Here is a 22,533-nt window from a genome sequence, read left to right on the forward strand (position 1 = left end):
GACACTCAATGACGCATGCCGCGCCCGCTCACGAGCAGACGGATGCTGACCAGATAAAGCACGACCACGGCGCACAGCATGAAGGCGATCGCCACCCCGATACGGATGTCGGACACCCCGAGGATGCCGTAGCGGAAGGCGTTGACCATGTGCAGGATCGGATTGACCAGCGACACCTTCTGCCAGAAGGCCGGCAGCAGGTCGATGGAATAGAAGACCCCGCCCAGGTAGGTCAGGGGCGTCAGTACGAAGGTCGGTACGATGGAGATGTCGTCAAAGTTGCGTGCGTAGACGGCGTTGATGAAGCCGCCCAGGGCAAAGATCGCCGCGGTAAGGACGATCACCAGCAGCATGATGCCCAGGTGGTGCACCTGCATGTTGGTGAAGAACAACGACAGCAGGCTGACGATGGCCGCCACGGCAAGGCCGCGCAGGATGCCGCCCATGGCATAGCCGATGAGGATAACGTGCGGCGACACCGGCGAGACCAGCAGTTCTTCCACGGAGCGCTGGAACTTGCTGCTGAAGAAGCTGGAGACCACGTTGCTGTAGGCATTGGTGATCACCGACATCATGATCAGGCCCGGCACGATGTACTGCATGTAGGTGAAGCCACCCATGCCGCCGATGCGATTGCCGATCAGGTTCCCGAAGATCACGAAATACAGGACCATAGTGATCGCCGGAGGCAGCAGCGTCTGCGCCCAGATGCGGGTGAAGCGACGCACTTCGCGATGGACGATGGTCCGCAGCGCCACCATGTTGGCTTGGAATTCGGTACTCATCGGGCGACCTTGGCTAGATTCTTTTCCACCAGGGAGACGAACAGCTCCTCCAGGCGATTGGCTTTGTTTCTCAGGCTCTGGACCTGGATGCCGGCAGCGTCCAGCTGACGGAACAGGGCATTGACCCCGCTGGCCTTGTCGATCTGCACCTCGAAGGAGTGATCGCCCAACAGCTTGGCCGGATAGCCTTCCAGCTGCGGCGCCACCGTCAGCGGCTGGACCACGTCCACGATGAAGGTCTCGACGTTGAGCTTCTGCAGGAGCTTGCGCATGCTGGTGTGCTCGACCAGCTCGCCATGGTCGATGATGGCGATGTTGCGACAGAGGTGCTCGGCTTCTTCGAGGTAGTGAGTGGTGAGGATGATGCTGGTCCCCTGCCTGTTCAGCTCGGTGAGGAAACTCCACATGGAGCGGCGCAGCTCGATGTCGACCCCGGCGGTGGGTTCGTCGAGGATCAGCAGACGTGGTTTGTGGATCAGGGCGCGAGCAATCATCAGGCGACGCTTCATACCGCCGGAGAGCATGCGCGAGGGCGTATCGCGCTTGTCCCACAGCCCGAGCTGGGTGAGGTACTCCTCGGCGCGTTCACCGGCGATCCGCGCGGGAATGCCGTAGTAACCGGCCTGGGTGACGACGATGTCGAAGGCCTTCTCGAACTGGTTGAAGTTGAATTCCTGGGGCACCACGCCCAGGCAGCGCTTGAGGCCTGCGGGATCCTTGTCCAGGTCGTTGCCGAACACGGACACCTCACCACCCGACTTGTTGACCAGGGTCGAGAGGATGCCGATCGTAGTCGACTTGCCCGCCCCGTTCGGACCGAGCAGCGCGAAGAAATCACCTTCGACCACATCCAGGTCGATTCCCTTGAGGGCGGTGAAGCCGTTGTTGTAGGTCTTGGTCAGACCACGAATGGAGAGAGCTAGACTCATGTGCCTCCCGGCAAGAACTGATTCGCAAAGAAAAGTGCTACTTCCTATAACCCCGGCGGAGGGCAAAGGTTCGATCCTAGTCGAACCAGACAACGTCGGACAGTGCCCCTATACTGCGCAGCCGCTTTTTCAGGAGACACCCATGGCCACTTCCTATCTCGCCCACCACGTCGCCCTCCTCGCCCAGCTGCGTGCGGTCTTGGCCGACGTCGGCGCGGCCGAGCAGGTGCCCTCGGAGAACCACGCGCTGTTCCTCGACCGCTTCGATGAGCTGGTCGCCGGACTGCCCCAGGCGCCCGAAGAGTACGCCTATCTCGGCCAGGATCTGCTCAGCCAGATCTTCAGCCGCTATCCGCAGATCGCCCACCGGGTACCGCGCGACCTGCTGTGGTTCTTTGGCGGCGATTGCCTGCACTTCATGCCGGATGAAGAGCTGGCGCTCTACCAGCGGCTGGACGAGCGTCGCCACGAGGCGGAATCCCGCGGCGAAGCCTTCGACTGGGAGCAGGAACAGCGCCTGCTGACCCTGCCGGAAGACGCAGCGCGTCACTGAAATGTCGAAGGGCTATCGATCGGCTCGATAGCCCTTCACGACTGCAAGGGCGCCAGGCTACTTAGTAGTAGGCGTTTTCGCGGTTGGTATGGTCGGTCACGTCACGTACGGCGGTGAGCTCGGGGATACGCTCCAGCAAGGTGCGTTCGACGCCGTCCTTGAGGGTCAGGTCGACCTGGCCACAACCCTGGCAGCCACCGCCAAAACGCAGCACGGCCACGTTGTCGTCGACGATGTCGACCAGGCTGACCATGCCGCCGTGGCTGGCGAGCCCCGGATTGATCTCGGTTTGCAGGTAGTAGTCGACACGCTCGTTGAGCGGGCTGTCCTCGTTGACCATGGGCACCTTGGCGTTGGGCGCCTTGATGGTCAGCTGGCCGCCCATGCGATCGGAGGCGTAATCCACCAGGGCGTCTTCGAGGAAGGGCTGGCTGATGGCGTCGATATAGGCGGTAAAGCTCTTCAGCCCGATGGGCTGGTCATCGGGCTTCTCTTCACCAGGCTTGCAGTAGGCGATACAGGTCTCGGCGTACTGGGTGCCAGGCTGGGTAATGAAGATGCGGATACCGATCCCAGGGGTGTTCTGCTTTTCCAACAGATCAGCCAGGTAATCCTGAGCCGCGTCGGTAATGGTGATGGCGCTCATGGTAACTCCTCAACAGGTACCACAAGTTTACGCCACCCCACCCCTCGACGAAAGCCCTAGTGAAACAGTCGGATAATCGTCTCAGTCCAGCCGCTGAACGAAGCTGCTCACCCGATTGCGCCCGCCATGCTTGGATTCATAGAGCGCCTTGTCCGCCTGCTGGATCATCTGTTCGTGATTACCCAACGGCACGGACAGGTCCGTGATGCCGATGCTGATGGTGAAGGCGACGGGTGTGCCCAGCACGTCGAGACGCATGGCCTCCACAGCCTCGCGCAGGCGTTCGGCGAGCAGCCGGGCACCCTCCACCGCCGTATCGAGCAGCACCACGCCGAATTCCTCGCCACCGTAGCGCCCGGCGATGTCGGCGTTGCGCACGTGGGTCTTGATCACCCCGGCCAGGGCCTTGATCGCCTGGTCACCGACGGCATGGCCATAGGTGTCGTTGATACGCTTGAAGTGATCGATGTCGAGCATCATCAGCGCCAGACGACCGCCATAACGCTGGTGACGGGCGAACTCCTCCGTAAGGCGTTCTTCCCAGTAGCCCCGATTGGCCAGGCCAGTGAGACGGTCGGTGCGCGACAGCTCCTGCAGCTTGTCGTTGGAGAACTCCAGTTGCCGCTTGTTGATGGCGACATCGGTGACGTCGTAGATCACCACGCAGATATGGGCGATGGCGCCGGTGGAGTCACGCAATGGCAGCAGCGTCACGTTCTGGTACATGAAGGCCTCTACGCCGGTGATCGGCTGGTAGCTCTTGAAGTGCACCAGGTAAGGCCGCTGCTCCCAGATGGAGAAAGCCCGGGTGCCGAGCAGGACCACGCTTTCAGCCTTGGCGCGAAACCAGGCCTCGTCGATTTCAGCGAAGACCGCGAACAGCGATTGCTGGCTGACCTCGCTGAGAATCCGACCGGAATGGTTTTCCATGAAGCTGTTCCAGACCTCGATGCGGTAGTCGAGGTCCAGCACCACGACGCCGACATCGATGTTCTGCACGATGTCCAGCAGCCAATGGAGTTCGTTGATATCGATCTGTGCGGCCATGTTCAATTCATCAGGTAGCCGATCTTGCGCGTGATGCGCTTCACCGAGTCCTCGGTGAACAGCAGCAGCAGATCGAAGTGGACGTTATGGCCTTCCAGGCTGTAGCTGAGCTCGACGGCCAGGGTCTTCTTCCAGCGCGTCTTGTTGATGACGATGAGTTCGTCGATGGACGCGTGATGACCGAGGATGGTGGGGTGCCCTTGGGAGAAGCGGATGTCGAACTGTTCGGCGATGCCGGCCAGGCAGGCACCGATGATGATGCTCGACAGATCCAGCAGCATCTCGATGTCGCCGGACTCGCCCGCCTCGCGCCAGCGCACCAGGCGCGCCATGTCATCGAACTCGGAGTCGTGGAAGATCAGCAGCGCCTCGCCGGCGATACCCTCGCCGATGTAGCCCTGGCACACCGCACTGAGCCTATCCTCGCGCTGCGCATCCACCAGCGTCATATGCAGCTCGCTGACTTCCAGGATGTTGACGTTCGGAATGGGCAGCTGGACGAAGACATCCAGCGCCTTGGCCAGCAGGGCACCCGCGCGCCCCATGGAGACGTTGACGACCTCGCGGAAGGCATCGCGGAAACTGACCTGCAGTTCGGGACGCTCGACCGGCTCCGCTGGAACCGCGGGATTGGGGGTGTAAAGACCATGCCGCTGGAGCACCGCGGCCAATTCACCGGGATCCGCGGGCTTGCGAATGAAGTCCAGGGCACCCAGTTCGCGAACCCGCGCCAGCGCCTGTTCCTGGACGTCGCCGGAGACCACGATCACCTTGACGGCCAGGCCTTCATTGCGGATGGCCGCCAACGTGCCATAGCCATCCAGGATCGGCATTGTCAGGTCCAGCAGCATGACCTGGCCCAGCCCCTGACGCAGCGCCGCCAGGGCTTCTTCGCCATTGGTGGCCTGGGTGATGGCTACTCCCCAGCCTTCAGGCAAGGAGCGAACCAGCTGCTTGCGCGCCATGTTCGAGTCATCGCATATCACCAGAGGAATCACGGCCACCTTCCATGACGCAGTTTTGACGCACAGTAAACGTCGGTCATCAGACAGTAAAGCAGCGCTTCAGCGGTTTGCACGGCGCCCACGCCGGATCGCGACGGCGCTGACAATGAAAGAGCCGCTGACCCTGTATGAGCATTGCTCATTCTAGAGACCTTCCAATGCCGGGAGCACCCTTGGCTTTTGCTATGCTGCCAGCCTTTGTCCTTTGCCTCTTCATCTGTGTGGAATGCCCATGACCGATCGCACCGCTCGCCTCGCCGCCCTTCGCCAAGCCCTCGCGCAGCGCATTCTCATCCTCGACGGCGGCATGGGTACCATGATCCAGAGCTATCGGCTGGAGGAAGCGGACTACCGGGGCGAACGCTTCGCCGACTGGCCGAGTGACGTCAAGGGCAACAATGACCTGCTGCTGCTGACCCAGCCGAAGATCATCGCCGAGATCGAAAAGGCCTACCTGGATGCCGGTGCGGACATCCTGGAAACCAACACCTTCAATGCCACTCGGGTCTCCCAGGCCGATTACGGTATGGAAGAGATCACCTATGAGCTGAACCTGGCCGGTGCCCGGGTCGCCCGTGAGGTAGCCGATGCCAAGACCCTGGAGACACCGGAACGTCCGCGCTTCGTCGCCGGCGTGCTCGGCCCCACCAGCCGTACCTGCTCCATTTCCCCGGACGTCAACAACCCCGGCTATCGCAACGTCACCTTCGACGAACTGGTGGAGAACTACACCGAGGCCACCCGCGGCCTGATCGAAGGCGGCGCCGATCTCATCCTGATCGAGACCATCTTCGATACCCTGAATGCCAAGGCGGCGATCTTCGCCGTCCAGGGGGTGTTCGAGGAGGTCGGCATCGAGCTGCCGATCATGATCTCCGGCACCATCACCGACGCCTCCGGCCGCACCCTGTCCGGCCAGACCACCGAAGCCTTCTGGAACTCGGTGCGCCACGCCCAGCCGATTTCGGTCGGCCTCAATTGCGCCCTGGGCGCCAAAGAACTGCGGCCCTACGTCGAGGAACTGGCGACCAAGGCCGATACCTTCGTCTCGGCCCACCCCAACGCCGGCCTGCCCAACGCCTTCGGTGAATACGACGAAAGCCCCGAGCAGATGGCCGCAGTGGTCGAGGAATTCGCCGCCAGCGGCTTGCTCAACATCGTCGGCGGCTGCTGCGGCACCACCCCGGCGCATATCCAGGCCATCGCCGAGGCCGTTGGCAGGCATGCGCCGCGCCAGTTGCCGGAGATTCCCAAGGCCTGCCGCCTCTCCGGCCTGGAACCCTTCACCATCAGCCGCGAGTCGCTGTTCGTCAACGTTGGCGAGCGCACCAACATCACCGGCTCGGCCAAGTTCGCCCGGCTGATCCGCGAAGAAAACTATGCCGAGGCCCTGGAAGTGGCCCAGCAACAGGTGGAGGCCGGCGCCCAGGTCATCGACATCAACATGGACGAGGGCATGCTGGACTCGAAGGCGGCCATGGTCACCTTCCTCAACCTGATCGCTTCCGAGCCGGACATCTCCCGCGTGCCGATCATGATCGACTCCTCCAAGTGGGAGGTGATCGAGGCCGGCCTCAAGTGCATCCAGGGCAAGGGTATCGTCAACTCCATCTCCATGAAGGAAGGCGTCGAGGCCTTCATCCACCACGCCAAGCTATGCAAGAGATATGGCGCTGCGGTGGTGGTCATGGCCTTCGACGAAGACGGCCAGGCCGACACCGAGGCGCGCAAGAACGAAATCTGCGCCCGCTCCTACGACATCCTGGTCAACCAGGTGGGCTTCCCGCCCGAAGACATCATCTTCGACCCCAACATCTTCGCGGTGGCGACCGGGATCGAGGAGCACAACAACTACGCCGTCGACTTCATCAACGCCTGCGCCTATATCCGCGACAACCTGCCCTACGCCCTCACCTCCGGCGGCGTGTCCAACGTCTCCTTCTCCTTCCGCGGCAACAACCCGGTGCGCGAGGCCATCCACTCGGTCTTCCTCTACCATGCCATCCAGAACGGCCTGACCATGGGCATCGTCAACGCCGGCCAGCTGGAGATCTACGATGAGATTCCGGCCGCCCTACGCAAGCGGGTCGAGGACGTGGTGCTCAACCGTACCCCGGCAGGCACCGACGCCCTGCTGGCCATCGCCGACGACTACCGGGGCGGCGGCGCGGTCAAGGAAGCCGAGACCGAGGAATGGCGCGGCCTGCCGGTGGGCAAGCGACTGGAGCATGCGCTGGTCAAGGGCATCACCACCTATATCGTCGAGGACACCGAGGAGTGCCGCCAGCAATGCGCGCGCCCTATCGAGGTCATCGAAGGCCCGCTGATGAGCGGCATGAACGTGGTCGGCGACCTGTTCGGTTCGGGCAAGATGTTCCTGCCCCAGGTGGTCAAGTCCGCCCGGGTGATGAAACAGGCGGTAGCCCACCTGATCCCCTTCATCGAGGCGGAGAAAGGCGACAAGCCCGAGGCCAAGGGCAAGATCCTCATGGCCACGGTCAAGGGCGACGTCCACGACATCGGCAAGAACATCGTCGGCGTGGTGCTGGGTTGCAACGGCTACGACATCGTCGATCTGGGTGTCATGGTCCCGGCGGAAAAGATCCTGCAGACCGCCATCGCCGAGAAGTGCGACATCATCGGCCTCTCCGGCCTGATCACCCCCTCGCTGGACGAGATGGTCCATGTCGCCAAGGAAATGCAGCGCCAGGGCTTCACCCTGCCGCTGATGATCGGCGGCGCCACCACCTCCAAGGCCCATACCGCGGTCAAGATCGAGCCGCAGTACAAGAACGATGCCGTGGTCTATGTCACCGACGCTTCCCGCGCGGTGGGCGTGGCTACCCAGCTGCTGTCCAAGGAACTCAAGGCCGGCTTCGTCGAGCGCACTCGCGCCGACTACGTCGAGGTGCGCGAGCGCACCGCCAATCGCAGCGCCCGCACCGAACGCCTCTCCTACGAAAAGGCCGTGGCCAACAAGCCGGCCTTCAACTGGCTCGGCTATAAGGCGCCCAAACCGACCTTTACCGGTGCCCGGGTGCTGGAAGACATCGACCTGGCGGTATTGGCCGAATACATCGACTGGACCCCCTTCTTCATCTCCTGGGACCTGGCCGGCAAGTACCCACGCATCCTCACCGATGAAGTGGTCGGCGAAGCGGCCACTGCGCTGTTCCACGACGCCCAGGCCATGCTCAGCAAGCTGATCGACGAGAAGCTGATCAAGGCGCGCGCCGTGTTCGGCTTCTGGCCGGCCAACCAGGTACGCGACGACGACCTGGAAGTCTATGGTGAAGACGGCCAACCCCTGGCCACCCTGCACCACCTGCGCCAGCAGACCATCAAGCCCCAGGGCAAGCCCAACCTGTCCCTGGCCGACTTCGTCGCGCCCAGGGAGAGCGGCGTCACCGACTACATGGGTGGCTTCATCGTCACCGCGGGCATCGGCGCCGAAGAGCTGGCCAAGGATTACGAGCGCAAGGGCGACGACTACAACTCGATCATGGTGAAAGCGCTGGCCGACCGCCTCGCCGAGGCCTGCGCCGAGTGGCTGCACGAACAGGTGCGCAAGGAACACTGGGGCTATGCCGCGGACGAGACCCTGGACAACGAGGCCTTGATCCGCGAGCAGTACAAGGGCATCCGCCCTGCCCCTGGCTACCCGGCCTGCCCCGATCACACCGAGAAGGCCACCCTCTTCAAGCTGCTGGATCCCGAGGCGAGCTTCAACGAGGCCGGTCGTAGTGGCGTCTTCCTCACCGAGCACTACGCCATGTTCCCGGCAGCAGCGGTCAGCGGCTGGTACTTCGCCCATCCCGAAGCCCAGTACTTCGCCGTGGGCAAGATCGACAGGGATCAGGTCGGCAGCTACACCGAGCGCAAGGGCCAGGAGCTTGCGGTAACGGAGCGGTGGTTGGCGCCGAACCTGGGGTACGACAACTAGTCTGGCAGACGCCTCAGGTAACAAAAACGCGGCCCTTTTCGCTGGCGTCCCTACTAGGGTGTAGGGACTTCCACCGACGAGGACAGCGTGCCCATGAAAGGTCTCACCCTAGCTGCCGGCAGTCTCCTGCTCAGTCTCGCCACCCTGAACGCCAATGCCGCACCCCAGGCTCTCTCCCAGGATCAGTGGCCCTTCACGGCCACGCCCAGGGCCACCCTGGACGCGCCCTGGGCCATCGCCTTCCTGCCGGACGGCACCGCCCTGGTCACCGAGAAAGGCGGTGTGCTCAAGCACCTGAATGTGCAGACCGGCAAGGCCCAGGACATCAGCGGCGTGCCCAAGGTGGTCGCCGCCGGCCAGGGCGGACTGGGCGATGTCATCCTGCATCCGCAATACGCCAGCAACGGGCTGATCTACCTGAGTTATGCCGAAGCCGGTGAAGACGGTACCCAGGGTGCCGCCGTGGCCCGAGCCAAGCTGACCTTGAAGGAAGACGGCAGCGGGTCGCTCGGCGATCTCAAGGTGATCTGGCGGCAGACGCCCAAGGTCAGTGGCAACGGTCACTACGGCCATCGCATGAGATTCGGCCCGGACGGCAAGCTGTGGATCACTTCGGGTGAACGGCAGAAATTCACGCCGGCCCAGGACATGACCGGCAACCTGGGCAAGCTCATCCGCCTCAATGACGATGGCAGTGTCCCTGCGGACAACCCCTTCGCCAAGCAAGGCGGCGTGGCGGCCCAGGTCTGGTCGCTGGGTCATCGCAATCCGCTGGGTATCGCCTTCGATGCCCAGGGCCGGCTGTGGGAACAGGAGATGGGCCCCCAGGGTGGCGACGAACTCAACCTGATCCAGCGCGGCGGCAACTACGGCTACCCTGAGGTCTCCAACGGCGACCACTATGGCGGCAAGCCGATTCCGGATCATTCCACCCGCCCGGAATTCATCCCGCCAAAGGTGACCTGGACACCGGTGATCTCCCCTGCCGGATTGATGATCTATGGCGGCCAACGCTTCCCGGCCTGGCAGGGCAATGCCTTCATCGGCGGGCTGTCGTCCAAGGCGCTGGTGCGGGTCGAGCTCAAGGGCGAAGAGGCACGCGAAGTGGAGCGCTATGCCATGGGCACGCGCATTCGTGACGTCGAGGAAGGCCCCAACGGCAGTCTCTGGGTACTGGAAGACGGCGCCAATGCACGGCTGCTGGAGCTGCAGCCGAAGTGACGGTCAGGGTCACCCCAGGTTAGGGTGACCGCTGCCTCAGCGCAGCTCGGAGGGCGAGCGGCGGACGATCTTGATCGAGTGCTTGATGTCGGGCTTGCGGGTCACGCTGATAGGCCGCTTGGTGACGGTATCCAGGGTGATGTTCCAGAAGCCGGTGCTGGGTACGGTGATGCGCGCCGGAAAGGTATCGAAGGCGCCGCCATGATAGGTATGGCGGCCGCCGTTCTTGAAGCTGCGGAAATTCGCATCGTTCATCAGGCGGATGTTGCACACCCCCGAACTCTGGATGACGACCAGGTCGCCCTCGTTGAGATGCTCGCGCTGGTGGATGAACTTCATGACGGGTCCTCGTCTTGCAAAGGACTAGGATAGCATCCCTGCCCTGTCCTATTATCCCCGCCCGCCCTCGAACTGCCCTTTTCCCATGCGTATTTCCGATGTCGTCCAGTTGCTCGCCGATGCCGGCGCCAAGCCCAAACACAGCGCCAGAATCCTGCGCGCCTGGTGCCAGGGCCTGCCACTGGATACCGGCACTCGCCGCCAGCAGGCGGAAAACTTCCTGCCGCTGGAGGTGCGCCATGCCATCCCGGCGCTGACCGAGCGCCTGGAAGGACTGGCGCGGGTCACGTCGGAACATCCCGGCGCTGACGGTTCGGCACGGATGCTGGTGACCCTGGGCGACGGTCAGGCGGTGGAAAGTGTGCTGTTGCCCCGTGACGGGCTCTGTGTGTCGTCCCAGGTTGGCTGCGCAGTGGGCTGCGTCTTCTGCATGACCGGCAAGAGCGGCCTGCTGCGCCAGGTGGGCAGTGCCGAGATCGTCGCCCAGGTCGCCCTGGCGCGACGGATCAGGGCGGTCAAGAAGGTCGTCTTCATGGGCATGGGCGAGCCTGCGCACAACCTGGACAACGTACTGGAAGCCATCGACCTGCTGGGCACCGCCGGCGGTATCGGCCATCGCAACCTGGTGTTTTCCACTGTCGGCGATCCACGGGTATTCGAGCGACTGCCCCAGCAGGCGGTCAGGCCGGCACTGGCGCTGTCGCTGCACAGTACCAATGCCGAGCGCCGGGCCCACCTGCTGCCCAAGGCGCCGCGCTACGAACCGGGCGAGCTGATCGAACAGGGTGAAGCCTATGCCCGACTGATCGGCTATCCGATCCAGTACCAGTGGACGCTCCTCGCCGGCATCAACGACAGTCAGGAAGAGATGGACGAACTGCTGCGCCTGATGAAGGGCAAATACGGCGTGCTCAATCTGATCCCCTACAACAGCCTGGAGGTGGATGACTACCAGCGCCCCGCTGGCGAGCGCATCGTGCAGATCGTGCGCTACCTGCACAGCCGCGGCCTCCTCACCAAGGTGCGCAATTCCGCCGGCCAGGATGTCGATGGCGGTTGCGGCCAGTTACGGGCCCGGGCCGAGGTGCTGCGGCCAAGACGCGTCAGCGCCTGACCGATCGTCCTGCGACTGGCCCCGCCCATCAGGTGTGGCGGAACGCCAGGCCGGGCGGCCCCTCAGAGTGCACTCGCACCATTCAGAGGGAAGTTTTTCCATGCAGGATCGCATCAAACGCCACGACCCCTTCATCGCCGGTCTGAAGGAACGCCTGCCCGAAGAGCTGCGCGAATCTTTTACCGAGGAGCAGCTGGAAGCCCTCAAGCTGGCCTTCGGCACCCGCAGCTGGGGCAAGCACAGCGTCGATCTGCGCGGCACCGTCAAGTTCTGGCACCGGCGTTACTACTTCGTCTTCCTCGCCGGTCGCAACTACCGTCAGCTCTCGCGCCTGGAGCAGGAATTGTCCCTGCTCGGCAAGGCCACGGTGCTGGCGGCGATCCTGCTGGCCTGCGGTCTCGTGGGTCTGGTGCTGCTCTATCTGCTGAAGTCCGCGCTGGGCATCGACATCTTTCCCGACTACTCCTTCGGAGTTTGGACCTGGTTCAAGGGTCTATTCGAGTAGCACGGATTCGCTTGACCCTGGCAGGGAGGCTTGCCCATCGGGAGACTTCCTATGCCCCATCTGAATCGCCGTCAGACCCTCGGCCTGCTGGCTGGCAGCGCCGCCCTGCCCCTGCTGGGCGGCTATCCGCTCCACGCATTCGCGGCGAGCGATGAATACCTCGCCCTGGTCGAGAAGGAAGCCCCCGGCCTTGGCTTCTATCGTCTGGCCGATGGCAAGCGCATCGGCAGCCTTGAGCTACCCGAGCAGCCCCATGAGATCGTCGCCGATCGCCAAGGCCGCTATGCCTATGTCGGCCAATATGGCGTCAAGAGCTGGCAGGCACCCGGCGAAGGGGGGCATCAGGTCAGCGTGATCGATCTGGCCGAGCGCCGACTGGTACGGTCCATCGACCTGTCGCCCTATCACCGCCTGCACGGCATGCGCCTGGATGACCAGGGTCGCCTCTATGTGCTCAGCGAGACCGATTCGCTGCTCATTCGCTTCGACCAGCCCGCCACCGCCGAATCACCCAGTCAGATCGTCCCGGTGGGCGGTACCCGCAGCCACTACTTCGTGCTGACCCGCGATGGGCGTCGCGCCTATGTCGCCGATACCCTCAGCGGCCTGGTGATCCTGGTGGATGCGCATAATCCGGCCGTGCTACCGGTGAAGAAATATCTCGGCCAGGCGCCGGAAGGCTGCTGCCTGAGTCCCGACGAGCGCATCTTCTATGTGCTGGATCGGTTCGCCGGCATCCTCCATGCGCTGGACGCCCGCGACTTGACCCCCATCCACCAGATCAAGCTGCGTGGCGAAGCCGTGCGCGTGGCTGCGCTGCCAGATGGTCGCCTGCTGGTCTCCAATCTGGCGGACAAGAGTCTTTCGCTGCTCCGGCCCGATACCCTCGCCGAAGTCGCCTATCTGCCCATGGGTAGCGCCGTGCCGGGGCTCAATCTCGACGCCCGGGGTGAACGTCTGTTCGCCGCGCTGGAAGACAACCAGCTGGCAGTGGTCGACCTGCGCAACTGGCGCGAGATTCGCCGCTTCGCCACCGGCAAGGCGCCGGATACCGCGGTGGTCTTCCAAGCCTGAATCCTGCCAGCACCGTGATCCGCTGCAAGCAACTAAGCGGATTCTAGCGGCACGAGAATCATCCTCATTTAACAATCCGAATCATTGTGATACAAATCACCGACCTCCGGGCGCCTTCGCGCCCCTTCGCTTATGTCGGTGATAGCTTTCATGCTCGTTCCCTTTTTGATCATGCTCCGCGAAGGCATCGAAGCGGCGCTTATCGTTGGCATCATCGCCAGCTACCTGCAACGTACCGGTCGCGGACACTGGATGCCCGCGGTCTGGATCGGCGTGATGCTGGCTGCTGCCCTGTCGCTGTTCGTCGGCGCCGGCCTGCAGCTGGCCAGTGCCGAATTTCCGCAACGCCAGCAGGAGCTGTTCGAGGCGATCGTCGGCCTGGCCGCCACCGCCATCCTCACCTCCATGGTGTTCTGGATGCGCAAGGCGGCGCGCTCGATCAAGACCGAGCTGCACGACTCCCTGGAAAATGCCCTGTCCGCCTCACGCAACCAGGTCTATGCCCTGATCGGCATGGTGTTCCTGGCCGTCGCGCGCGAGGGCCTGGAAACCGTGTTCTTCCTGCTCGCCATCTTTCAGCAGAGCGCTGGCCCCGGTGCGCCCCTGGGCGCCCTGCTGGGGCTGATCATCGCCATCGCGGTGGGCTATGGCCTCTATACCGGCGGTGTAAGGCTGAACCTGGGCAAGTTCTTTCGCTTCACCGGCCTGTTCATTCTCTTCGTCGCCGCCGGCCTGTTCACCAATTCGATCAAGGCCCTGCATGAGGCCGGGCTGTGGAATGCGCTGCAGCAGGTGGTCTTCGACTGGAGCCACCTGCTGCCCGCGGACGGCCCGATCGGCACCGTGCTGTCCGGCATGTTCGGCTACCAGGACACTCCCACCGTCAGCACCCTCGGCGCCTATCTGCTGTTCCTGGCCGTGACCCTGCCGCTGTTCTTCCGCACCCCGGCGCCGCCCCAGCGCCCGATCACCGCTACTTCCAACGCCTCGCTGGAGCGCCCGTCGTGAGTAACCCCACCCCTCATCCGCCGAAGAGCAGCTCACTGGCGATGCGCCTGGCCGTGATTGGCTCCGCGACCCTGCTGATCGTGGCGGCCGCTGCCTTCTACTATGCCTCGCGCTCGGCTGGCCAGCGCCATGCCGAGGTGGGCGATGGCGAAGTCAGGGTCGAGATCCTGGCCAACCGCTGCGAACCCAACGCGCTCGAAGTACCCGCCGGGCCAGCACGCTTCCGCATCGTCAACCGTTCGGATCGAGCGGTGGAGTGGGAGATCCTCGATGGCGTCCTGGTGGTCGAGGAGCGCGAGAACATCGCCCCCGGCCTCAGCCAGGTCATCAATGCCACCCTGGCGCCCGGGGACTACGCCATCACCTGCGGCCTCCTGAGCAATCCGCGCGGGACGCTGAAGGTGCTGCCCACGGCCGCATCGGAAGCCGCCAGCAAGGCGGGCCCGACCCTGACCCAATTCGTTGGTCCCTTGTCGGAATACCGCGTCTACCTGAATCAGCAGAGCCGGCTGTTTCTGCAGGGCATCGCCACCCTGCAGCAGGCGCTGGCCGCGGGTGACCTGACGCAGGCGCGTGCCGCCTATGCCGCTGCCCGCCTGCCCTATCAGCGCCTGGCGGCGACCGCGCAGCGCTTCGCCGAGCTGGACAATCGCCTCAATGCCCGCGCCGACTACTACGAAAAGCGCGAACAGGATCCGGCCTTTGGTGGCTTCCATCGCCTCGAACAAGGCCTGTTCGCTGGCAACAGCACCCAGGACCTGGAGCCGGTCGCCGACCGTTTGCACCAGGACGCCGGCGCACTGCGCGATGCGCTCCTCGGCCAGTCGCTGCCACCCGAGCAGCTCAGCGGCAATGCCGCGTGCCTGCTGCACAACCTGGCCAGCACCCGGATTTCGGGTGAGGAAGAACGCTACAGCCAACTCGTCCTGCCAGGCTTCGCCGCCAACCTGGAAGGTACCCGCAAGGTGATCGACCTGCTGCGTCCGCTGCTGAGCAAGGGTCATGCGGATCTGCAACAGCGCCTCGACACCCAGGCCCAGGCCTTCGCTGACGCCCTGGGCGATGTCCAGCGCCCCTACACCGCCCTGTCCACCGACGACCGCCACCGCATCGCTACGGCGGCCCAGGCCCTGGCCGACTCCCTCGACCAGGTCGCCCCGGCCCTGGGCCTTGCCGCGACCAAGACCATGCCATGAAGAAGTCCGCCCCCGATCAGCCCAACATCGACCGTCGCCGCCTGCTGGGTGGCCTCGGCGCCACCGGCCTGGCCCTGGCCGGCGCCGGCCTCTGCCCGATGCATGCCCGGGCGGCCAGCACCGCCGAGGTGACCCGCGCCCCTGGCAGCGCCAATACCCATCAGCACCAGGACTTCTTCGGCCGGCATCAGAGCGGCATCGTCACCCCGCGCCCGGCTGCTGGGATGATCGTGGCCTTCGATGTGCTGGCTAATGACCGTGAAGACCTGGAACGGCTGCTGCGTACCCTCGACGAGCGCATTCGCTTCCTGATGCAGGGCGGCCCGGTCCCCGAGGTGGATCCCAAGCTGCCGCCGTTGGATTCGGGCATCCTCGGCCCGGTGGTGACGCCGGACAATCTCACCGTCACCGTCTCGGTGGGCGAGTCGCTGTTCGATGATCGTTTCGGCCTGAGCGAGGTCAAGCCGCGGCAGCTGCAGCGCATGACCGGCTTTCCCAACGACGCCCTGGAAGCGGACTGCTGCCATGGCGATCTCTGCCTGCAGTTCTGCGCCAACACCCCGGACACCAACATCCACGCCCTGCGCGACATCCTGAAGAACCTGCCCGACCTCCTGGTGATCCGCTGGAAGCAGGAAGGTAGCGTGCCGGTGCAGGATCCGCCGCCCGGACAACCGGCGGAGAGCGCGCGCAACTTCCTGGGCTTTCGCGACGGTTCCGCCAATCCAGACTCCACCGACCGACAGGCGATGGATCGCATCGTCTGGGTCCAGCCCGACAGCGGTGAGCCTGCCTGGGCTGCCCAGGGCAGCTACCAGGCGGTACGCATCATCCGCAATTTCGTCGAGCGCTGGGATCGCACGCCGCTGCAGGAGCAGGAGGCCATCTTCGGCCGGCGCAAGGCCAGTGGCGCCCCCATGGCCGGCGGTCACGAGACCGACGTGCCGGACTACGCGAGCGACCCCAAGGGCAAGGTCACGCCGCTGGACGCCCACATCCGCCTGGCCAATCCCCGCACCCCGGAGAGCCAGCGCAACCTGATCCTGCGCCGCCCCTTCAACTACTCCAATGGCGTGCGCAAGAACGGCCAGCTCGACATGGGCCTGCTGTTCATCGCCTACCAGGCGGACCTGGAACAGGGCTTCATCGCCGTGCAGAAACGCCTGGATGGCGAGCCCCTGGAGGAATACATCAAGCCCATCGGCGGCGGTTACTTCTTCGTGCTGCCAGGCATCACCGATCCAAAGGACTATCTCGGCCGCAGCCTGCTGGCAGCCGCACCGCTTTAAACCCTCGACAGGAGAAGTCGAATGAAACGCTCGTTCCTCGCCGTTGCCCTCGGTATGGCCCTGGCTACGCCGGCCTTCGCCGCCAACTCGCCGCTGGATCTGGTCGGCCCCATCTCCGACTACAAGATCTACGTCACCGACAACCTGGCCAAGCTCACCGAGCAGACCCAGGCCTTCACCGCAGCGGTCAAACGCGGCGACCTGGCTACCGCGCGCAAGCTCTATGCGCCGACGCGGGTCTCCTACGAACAGGTCGAGCCCATCGCCGAACTCTTCAGCGACTTGGACGCCGCCATCGACTCCCGTGAAGACGACCATGAACAAGGCGTCAAATCCGAGGACTTCACCGGCTTCCACCGCTTGGAACACGCCCTCTTCACCCAGAACACCACCGAGGGCCAGGGGCCCCTCGCCGACAAGCTGCTGGAGGACGTCAAGGACCTGCAGAGCCGCGTCGACGGCCTGACCTTCCCGCCGGAAAAGGTCGTGGGTGGCGCCGCGGCGCTGATGGAGGAAGTGGCGGCGACCAAGGTGTCGGGCGAGGAAGAACGCTACAGCCATACCGATCTGTACGATTTCCAGGCCAACGTCGACGGCGCCAAGAAGATCGTCGACCTGTTCCGCCCGCAGATAGAGAAGCAGGACAAGGCCTTCGTCGCCAAGGTCGACAAGAACTTCGCCACCGTCGACAAGATCCTGGCCAAGTACAAGACCAAGGATGGCGGCTTCGAGACCTACGACAAGGTCAGCGAACGTGATCGCAAGGCCCTGGTCGGCCCGGTCAATACCCTGGCCGAAGACCTCTCCACCTTGCGCGGAAAGCTGGGCCTCAATTAAGGCCCCAGGTGGGCGGCATCCGGCGCCGCCCACCTGGTCCTCGCTTATCGCCGGAATAGATTTATATATAAAGAAACATCGCTTTTAAGCATATAGACCTGCTGCTATCGTGCACGACCTAGAAAAGTCGCCAGAGCACCCTTCGGGTGCCCAAGACTTCGATCACGCGCAGCCGTGCGCGCCGCCTGACAGCAGGATGACCATGTACGTTTACGATCAGTACGATCAGCGGATCGTCGAAGAACGTGTCGCCCAGTTTCGCGACCAGACCCGCCGCTTCCTGGCCGGAGAGCTCGGCGGTGAGGAATACCGCCCGTTGCGCCTGCAGAACGGTCTCTATATCCAGCGCTATGCGCCCATGCTGCGCGTCGCCGTACCCTATGGCCTGCTGAACACCAAACAGGTGCGCAAGCTGGCGCAGATCGCTCGCGACTACGACAAGGGCTACGCCCACATCAGTACCCGCCAGAACTTCCAGTTCAACTGGCCGGAGCTGGAAGACGTCCCCGAGATCCTTGCCGAGCTGGCCACCGTGCAGATGCATGCCATCCAGACCAGCGGCAACTGCATCCGCAACACCACCACCGACCAGTTCGCTGGTGTCGCCCATGACGAGCTGGTCGATCCGCGCCCCTGGTGCGAGATCATCCGCCAGTGGTCGACCTTCCACCCCGAGTTCGCCTTCCTGCCGCGCAAGTTCAAGATCGCCGTCAATGGCGCTGCCCTGGACCGCGCCGCCATCGAGGTGCACGACATCGGCCTGGAAGCGGTGCGTAACGACGCCGGCGAGCTGGGCTTCCGCGTCCTGGTCGGTGGCGGTCAGGGCCGTACCCCCCATACCGGTGCGTTCATTCGCGAATTCCTGCCCTGGCAGCACCTGCTCAGCTACCTGGAAGCCACGCTGCGGGTCTACAACCGCTATGGTCGCCGGGACAACAAGTTCAAGGCGCGCATCAAGATCCTGGTCAAGGCACTGGGCGCCGAGGTCTTCGCCGAGAAGGTCGAGGCCGAATGGGCCCATCTCAAGGACGGCCCCATCACCCTGACCGACGCCGAGGTCGCACGGGTCTCGGCCTTCTTCGTCGACCCGGCCTATGCCGACCTGCAGGACCAGGACGAGGCCCTCGCCCGCCTGGACGCCGAGCACCCCGGCTTCGCCCGCTGGCGGCAGCGCAACACCTTCCGCCACAAGCGTCCGGGCTATGTTGCCGTGACCCTGTCACTCAAGCCCACCGGCGTGGCGCCGGGTGACGTCACCGACCGCCAGCTGGATGCCATGGCCGACCTTGCCGATCGCTACAGCTTCGGCGAGCTGCGTACCTCCCACCAGCAGAACGTCATCTTCGCCGACGTCCGTCAGGACCAGCTGCTGGAGCTCTGGCACGAGTTGCGCGAGCATGGCTTCGCCACGCCCAACGTCGGCCTCTTGACCGACATCATCTGCTGCCCCGGTGGCGACTTCTGCTCCCTGGCCAACGCCAAGTCGATCCCCATCGCCGAATCCATCCAGCGCCGTTTCGACGACCTGGACTATCTGTTCGACATCGGCGAGCTGGACCTCAACATCTCCGGCTGCATGAACGCCTGCGGCCACCACCACGTCGGCCACATCGGCATCCTTGGCGTGGACAAGAAGGGCGAGGAGTTCTACCAGGTATCCCTGGGCGGCGACGCCGGCCGTGACGCCACCCTGGCCAAGATCCTCGGCCCCTCCTTCGCCCAGGACCAGATGCCCGAGGTGATCGGCAAGCTGATCAACGTCTACGTCGAGCAACGCACCGAAGACGAGCGCTTCATCGACACCTACCGTCGTATCGGTATCGACCCCTTCAAGGAGCGCGTCTATGCAAAGAATCATTAAGGGCGACCAGCTGGTCACCGACAACTGGCACCTGCTACCCAAGGACGTCGCCTTCGAAGACGTCCCCAACAGCGACGACGTGATCATTCCGGCCGCGCTGTGGCTGGAACACGGCCATGCCCTCACCTGCCGCGACGGCCGCCTGGGTATCTGGCTGGACAGCGACGAAGAGCCGGAGAGCATCGCTGGCGATCTGGAGCACTTCGCCCTGATCGCCATCAACTTCCCGGCGTTCGTCGATGGGCGCGGCTATTCCTATGCCCGCCTGCTGCGCGAACGCTTCGGCTGGACCGGCGAGCTGCGCGCCATTGGTGATGTCCTGCAGGACCAGCTGTTCTTTCTCAAGCGCTGTGGCTTCGATGCGTACGTGATCCGTGCCGATCGTGATCCGGAAGCGGCCCTGGCCGGTCTGCGCGACTTCAGCGTGACCTACCAGAGCGCAGTGGATCAGCCAGAACCGCTGTTCCGCCGTCGTCAGGCCTGACCGCCTCGGACGCAAAAGAAAACCCGCCGCGGCGGGTTTTCTTTTGCCTGGGATCGCTCAACCGAGATCGACCACCACGCGACCTACCATCTTTCCCGCCAGGATCTGGCTGATGGTATCGGGCAGTTCTTCGAGGCCGATCTCCCGGGTCAGGCTGTCCAGGTCGTCCAGCTTCCATTGCACCGAAAGCTTGTCCCAGAGCGCGGCCTTGGCCATCAGTGGCAACTCGACGGAATCGACGCCCAGCAGATTCACTCCGCGCAGGATGAAGGGAAAGACCCCCGCTTCGAATGTGGTGCCAGCGGTCATGCCACAGCAGGCGACACTGCCGCCGTACTCCAGCGACTTGATGACGTTGAAGAGGATGTCACCACCCACGGTATCCACCGCCCCGGCCCACTGCTGATCTAGCAGCGGCTTGCCGACGCCGTCGGCCAGGGTCGCGCGATCGAGGATCTGGCGGGCGCCCAGCCGATGCAGCCACTCCGCCCGCTCCAGCTTGGCGGTCGATGCGGCGACGTGGTAGCCAAGCCGGGCCAACAGCTTGACCGCCAGGCTGCCGACGCCACCGCTGGCACCGGTCACCAGCACGGTGCCCGCCTCGGGAGTCAGGCCCATCTGTTCGAGCTTCTCGACGCAAAGGGCCGCGGTGAGACCGGCAGTGCCCAGCACCATGGCTTCCCGCAGGCCAAGGTTGTGCGGACGGCGAATCACCCAGGCCGCCGGAACGCGGACGTACTGGCCGAAACCACCCGCCGTATTCATGCCCAGGTCATAGCCGGTGACGATGACCTCATCGCCGACGGCGAATTCGGCGGCGCTGGAGGCTTCCACCACGCCGGCGGCGTCGATGCCGGGGGTATGGGGATAACGCCGGGTCACGCCGCGGTTGCCGATGGCCGACAGCGCATCCTTGTAGTTGAGCGATGAGTAGCGCACCCGGATCAGCACCTCACCCTCGGGCAGGTCGTCCAGGGTGCGCGTCACCACCTCTTGCCGGAAAGCGCCATGGGCCCCTTCGGTCACCCAGAGCGCCTGGAAATTGCTCATCGCAGATCCTCCCTCGAAATCTTGTTATGGAGTTATCGACCTCAGCGCCAGCGAGTCGACTCGGCCAGGCGCTCCCACCAGGTGGTCACCAGGCGATCGACGCCGAGGCTTGCGGCCATACCCAGGCGTTCGGGCAGCGACTTCTTCTCGACGAAACGCAGGGAAAAGACCTCGACCACCTGGGCCCGCTCCGCCAGGTATTCGTCACTGGTGCGCAACTCGTCCACCAGTTGCTTGCCGAGTGCGGCCTGGCCCAGCCAGACCTCGCCGGTGGCGACCTCGTCGATGTTGAGTTGCGGTCGATAGTGGGCAACGAAGTTCTTGAACAGGACATGGGTGGTGTCCAGGTCGTGCTGGAATTTTTCCTTGCCCTTCTCATCGTTCTCGCCGAACACGGTAACGGTGCGCTTGTATTCGCCAGCGGTGAACACCTCGAAGTCCACATCATGCTTCTTCAGCAGGCGATGGACGTTGGGCAGCTGGGCAACCACGCCGATGGAGCCGAGGATGGCGAAAGGCGCGCTGAGGATACGGTCGCCAATGCAGGCCATCATGTAGCCGCCGCTGGCCGCCACCTTGTCGACGCAGATGGTCAGCGGGATTCCCGCCTGGCGGATGCGCGCCAGTTGCGAGGCAGCCAGGCCATAGCTGTGCACCAGGCCACCGCCGCTTTCCAGGCGCACCACCACCTCGTCCTTGGGTGTGGCGAGGGTCAACACCGCGGTGATCTCGTTGCGCAGGTGTTCGTTGGCCGTGGCCTTGATGTCGCCGTGGAAATCGAGCACATAAACCCGCGCCTTGCCGGACTCGCTCTTGCGTTTGGTTTTTTCGGCCTTGGTCTCACGTTTGCGCAGCGCCTTGAAGGCTTCCTTGCCCAGCACGCTCTGCTGCAATCTCAGGCGTAGATCGCGATAGAAGTCGTTGAGCTTCTGGACCTGAAGCTGGCCGGCCGAGCTGCGCCGATTGCGGCCACGGACGGCGGCGGTGAACAGCAGCACGGCGATGATGGCGACCACCACGGTGACGGTTTTGGCCAGGAAACTGGCATAGTCGGCAAGAAACTCCACGGACTCTCCTAGGATGGCGGCAGCAGTGCCCTGCCCAGCATACCGAGTCATCGGACCGATAGAAACTCGGCGACCTCCAGCCTGCTCTCCAGGCCGCACCCTCGACCGCCTGGATCAGGTCGTGCTAGACCTCCGAGCTTTCAAACAAGCGTATGAATATCCGTTGACAGGGCTCCTGCCGCCCCCTACCCTCGGTCGCGTGCCCCTGCCAGATCACCATGACCTGGCCTTACCGATAAAGACCACAAGGACCCTCGCCCATGAGCGCAGCCGATGCCATCGCCACCCTGAAGAGCAAGTTCGATCCCTCCGCCGCGGCCGGCCTGGATCTCACCTATCAGTTCGACGTCGAGGGCGGTGACAACTACTACGTGGTCATCAAGGACGGTACTTGCGACGTCCAGCAGGGCGATGCGGCCGACCCGGACTGCACCCTGATCATGGACCAGGCCACCCTGGCCGGCATTGTCAGCGGCGAGACCGACGGCATGCAGGCCTTCATGTCGGGCAAGCTGCGCGTCGAAGGCAACATGATGCTGAGCATGAAGCTGGGCGAACTCTTCCCCAACTAAGCGTCAGCC

Annotated in this window: 21 protein-coding genes; 13 read left to right on the top strand and 8 right to left on the bottom strand. The window is 64.0% G+C overall.

Going from position 1 to position 22,533, the window contains the following annotated elements:
• Nucleotides 1-5 precede the first annotated feature (5 nt).
• Both APT59_RS11240 and APT59_RS11245 read right to left on the bottom strand, forming a co-directional pair.
• On the bottom strand, nt 6-785 hold the full coding sequence (locus APT59_RS11240) for an ABC transporter permease (RefSeq protein ID WP_059314917.1): 780 nt from the start codon (nt 783-785) through the stop codon (nt 6-8).
• Nucleotides 782-1,714 carry an ABC transporter ATP-binding protein gene (locus tag APT59_RS11245; RefSeq protein WP_059314918.1) on the bottom strand — a complete coding sequence of 311 codons (933 nt, stop codon included), beginning with the start codon at nt 1,712-1,714 and terminating at the stop codon, nt 782-784. The genes APT59_RS11240 and APT59_RS11245 overlap by 4 nt, the downstream gene beginning before the upstream one ends.
• 142 nt (nt 1,715-1,856) lie before the next feature.
• Between APT59_RS11245 and APT59_RS11250 the strand changes: the two genes are divergently transcribed.
• Nucleotides 1,857-2,267, top strand: coding sequence for a PA2817 family protein (locus APT59_RS11250; protein ID WP_059314919.1), 411 nt, complete (start codon nt 1,857-1,859; stop codon nt 2,265-2,267).
• Nucleotides 2,268-2,328: 61 nt separating this feature from the next.
• Here the strand turns inward: APT59_RS11250 and nfuA are convergent, their stop codons facing one another.
• The 3 genes from nfuA to APT59_RS11265 all read right to left on the bottom strand — a co-directional run bounded on the left by nfuA (nt 2,329) and on the right by APT59_RS11265 (nt 4,964).
• The gene (nfuA, locus tag APT59_RS11255; protein WP_059314920.1) at nt 2,329-2,913 is read right to left on the bottom strand and encodes a Fe-S biogenesis protein NfuA; all 585 of its coding nucleotides are present in this window, start codon (nt 2,911-2,913) and stop codon (nt 2,329-2,331) included.
• Between the two features lie 81 nt (nt 2,914-2,994).
• On the bottom strand, nt 2,995-3,960 hold the full coding sequence (locus APT59_RS11260; protein WP_059314921.1) for a sensor domain-containing diguanylate cyclase: 966 nt from the start codon (nt 3,958-3,960) through the stop codon (nt 2,995-2,997).
• Between the two features lie 2 nt (nt 3,961-3,962).
• Nucleotides 3,963-4,964 (bottom strand): response regulator, encoded by a 1,002-nt coding sequence (locus APT59_RS11265; RefSeq protein ID WP_156428952.1) that lies wholly within the window; start codon nt 4,962-4,964, stop codon nt 3,963-3,965.
• Between the two features lie 226 nt (nt 4,965-5,190).
• On the opposite strand from APT59_RS11265, the gene metH reads away from it, so the two are divergent.
• Together metH and APT59_RS11275 are read left to right on the top strand one after the other, a co-directional pair.
• Complete coding sequence (gene metH, locus APT59_RS11270; protein WP_174523137.1) at nt 5,191-8,907, top strand: methionine synthase; 3,717 nt, start codon at nt 5,191-5,193, stop codon at nt 8,905-8,907.
• A 93-nt stretch (nt 8,908-9,000) separates the two neighbouring features.
• Nucleotides 9,001-10,128, top strand: coding sequence for a PQQ-dependent sugar dehydrogenase (locus tag APT59_RS11275; protein ID WP_059314924.1), 1,128 nt, complete (start codon nt 9,001-9,003; stop codon nt 10,126-10,128).
• 36 nt (nt 10,129-10,164) lie between these two features.
• Here APT59_RS11275 and APT59_RS11280 read toward each other — a convergent pair whose 3' ends face one another.
• On the bottom strand, nt 10,165-10,467 hold the full coding sequence (locus tag APT59_RS11280; protein ID WP_007158402.1) for a DUF1883 domain-containing protein: 303 nt from the start codon (nt 10,465-10,467) through the stop codon (nt 10,165-10,167).
• A gap of 85 nt (nt 10,468-10,552) precedes the next feature.
• Here APT59_RS11280 and APT59_RS11285 point away from each other — a divergent pair, with 85 nt between their 5' ends.
• The 9 genes from APT59_RS11285 to APT59_RS11325 all read left to right on the top strand — a co-directional run bounded on the left by APT59_RS11285 (nt 10,553) and on the right by APT59_RS11325 (nt 19,835).
• Nucleotides 10,553-11,581: an RNA methyltransferase gene (locus tag APT59_RS11285; protein ID WP_059314925.1), complete on the top strand. Its 1,029-nt coding sequence runs from the start codon at nt 10,553-10,555 to the stop codon at nt 11,579-11,581.
• Between the two features lie 100 nt (nt 11,582-11,681).
• Nucleotides 11,682-12,086, top strand: coding sequence for a hypothetical protein (locus tag APT59_RS11290; protein ID WP_059314926.1), 405 nt, complete (start codon nt 11,682-11,684; stop codon nt 12,084-12,086).
• A 51-nt stretch (nt 12,087-12,137) separates the two neighbouring features.
• Nucleotides 12,138-13,160, top strand: a complete 1,023-nt coding sequence (locus tag APT59_RS11295) for a hypothetical protein (protein WP_059314927.1) — start codon at nt 12,138-12,140, stop codon at nt 13,158-13,160.
• Between the two features lie 150 nt (nt 13,161-13,310).
• Nucleotides 13,311-14,168, top strand: a complete 858-nt coding sequence (gene efeU, locus APT59_RS11300) for an iron uptake transporter permease EfeU (RefSeq protein ID WP_059314928.1) — start codon at nt 13,311-13,313, stop codon at nt 14,166-14,168.
• Nucleotides 14,165-15,364 carry an iron uptake system protein EfeO gene (gene efeO, locus APT59_RS11305; RefSeq protein WP_082696334.1) on the top strand — a complete coding sequence of 400 codons (1,200 nt, stop codon included), beginning with the start codon at nt 14,165-14,167 and terminating at the stop codon, nt 15,362-15,364. The genes efeU and efeO (APT59_RS11305) overlap by 4 nt, the downstream gene beginning before the upstream one ends.
• Nucleotides 15,361-16,653: an iron uptake transporter deferrochelatase/peroxidase subunit gene (gene efeB / locus APT59_RS11310; RefSeq protein WP_059314930.1), complete on the top strand. Its 1,293-nt coding sequence runs from the start codon at nt 15,361-15,363 to the stop codon at nt 16,651-16,653. Before efeO (APT59_RS11305) ends, efeB begins: the two co-directional genes overlap by 4 nt.
• 21 nt (nt 16,654-16,674) lie before the next feature.
• Nucleotides 16,675-17,490 (top strand): iron uptake system protein EfeO, encoded by an 816-nt coding sequence (gene efeO, locus APT59_RS11315; RefSeq protein WP_059314931.1) that lies wholly within the window; start codon nt 16,675-16,677, stop codon nt 17,488-17,490.
• Between the two features lie 202 nt (nt 17,491-17,692).
• On the top strand, nt 17,693-19,351 hold the full coding sequence (locus APT59_RS11320; RefSeq protein ID WP_059314932.1) for a nitrite/sulfite reductase: 1,659 nt from the start codon (nt 17,693-17,695) through the stop codon (nt 19,349-19,351).
• Nucleotides 19,335-19,835 (top strand): DUF934 domain-containing protein, encoded by a 501-nt coding sequence (locus APT59_RS11325; protein ID WP_059314933.1) that lies wholly within the window; start codon nt 19,335-19,337, stop codon nt 19,833-19,835. Before APT59_RS11320 ends, APT59_RS11325 begins: the two co-directional genes overlap by 17 nt.
• A 57-nt stretch (nt 19,836-19,892) precedes the next feature.
• On the opposite strand, the gene APT59_RS11330 is transcribed toward APT59_RS11325, so the two are convergent.
• Together APT59_RS11330 and sohB are read right to left on the bottom strand one after the other, a co-directional pair.
• Nucleotides 19,893-20,885: a YhdH/YhfP family quinone oxidoreductase gene (locus APT59_RS11330; RefSeq protein ID WP_059314934.1), complete on the bottom strand. Its 993-nt coding sequence runs from the start codon at nt 20,883-20,885 to the stop codon at nt 19,893-19,895.
• A gap of 41 nt (nt 20,886-20,926) precedes the next feature.
• Nucleotides 20,927-21,952 (bottom strand): protease SohB, encoded by a 1,026-nt coding sequence (sohB, locus tag APT59_RS11335; RefSeq protein WP_059314935.1) that lies wholly within the window; start codon nt 21,950-21,952, stop codon nt 20,927-20,929.
• A 260-nt stretch (nt 21,953-22,212) separates the two neighbouring features.
• Here sohB and APT59_RS11340 point away from each other — a divergent pair, with 260 nt between their 5' ends.
• On the top strand, nt 22,213-22,524 hold the full coding sequence (locus APT59_RS11340; RefSeq protein ID WP_058765123.1) for an SCP2 sterol-binding domain-containing protein: 312 nt from the start codon (nt 22,213-22,215) through the stop codon (nt 22,522-22,524).
• Nucleotides 22,525-22,533: the final 9 nt, after the last annotated feature.

Source organism: Pseudomonas oryzihabitans (assembly GCF_001518815.1).
GTDB classification, from domain to species: domain Bacteria; phylum Pseudomonadota; class Gammaproteobacteria; order Pseudomonadales; family Pseudomonadaceae; genus Chryseomonas; species Chryseomonas oryzihabitans_E.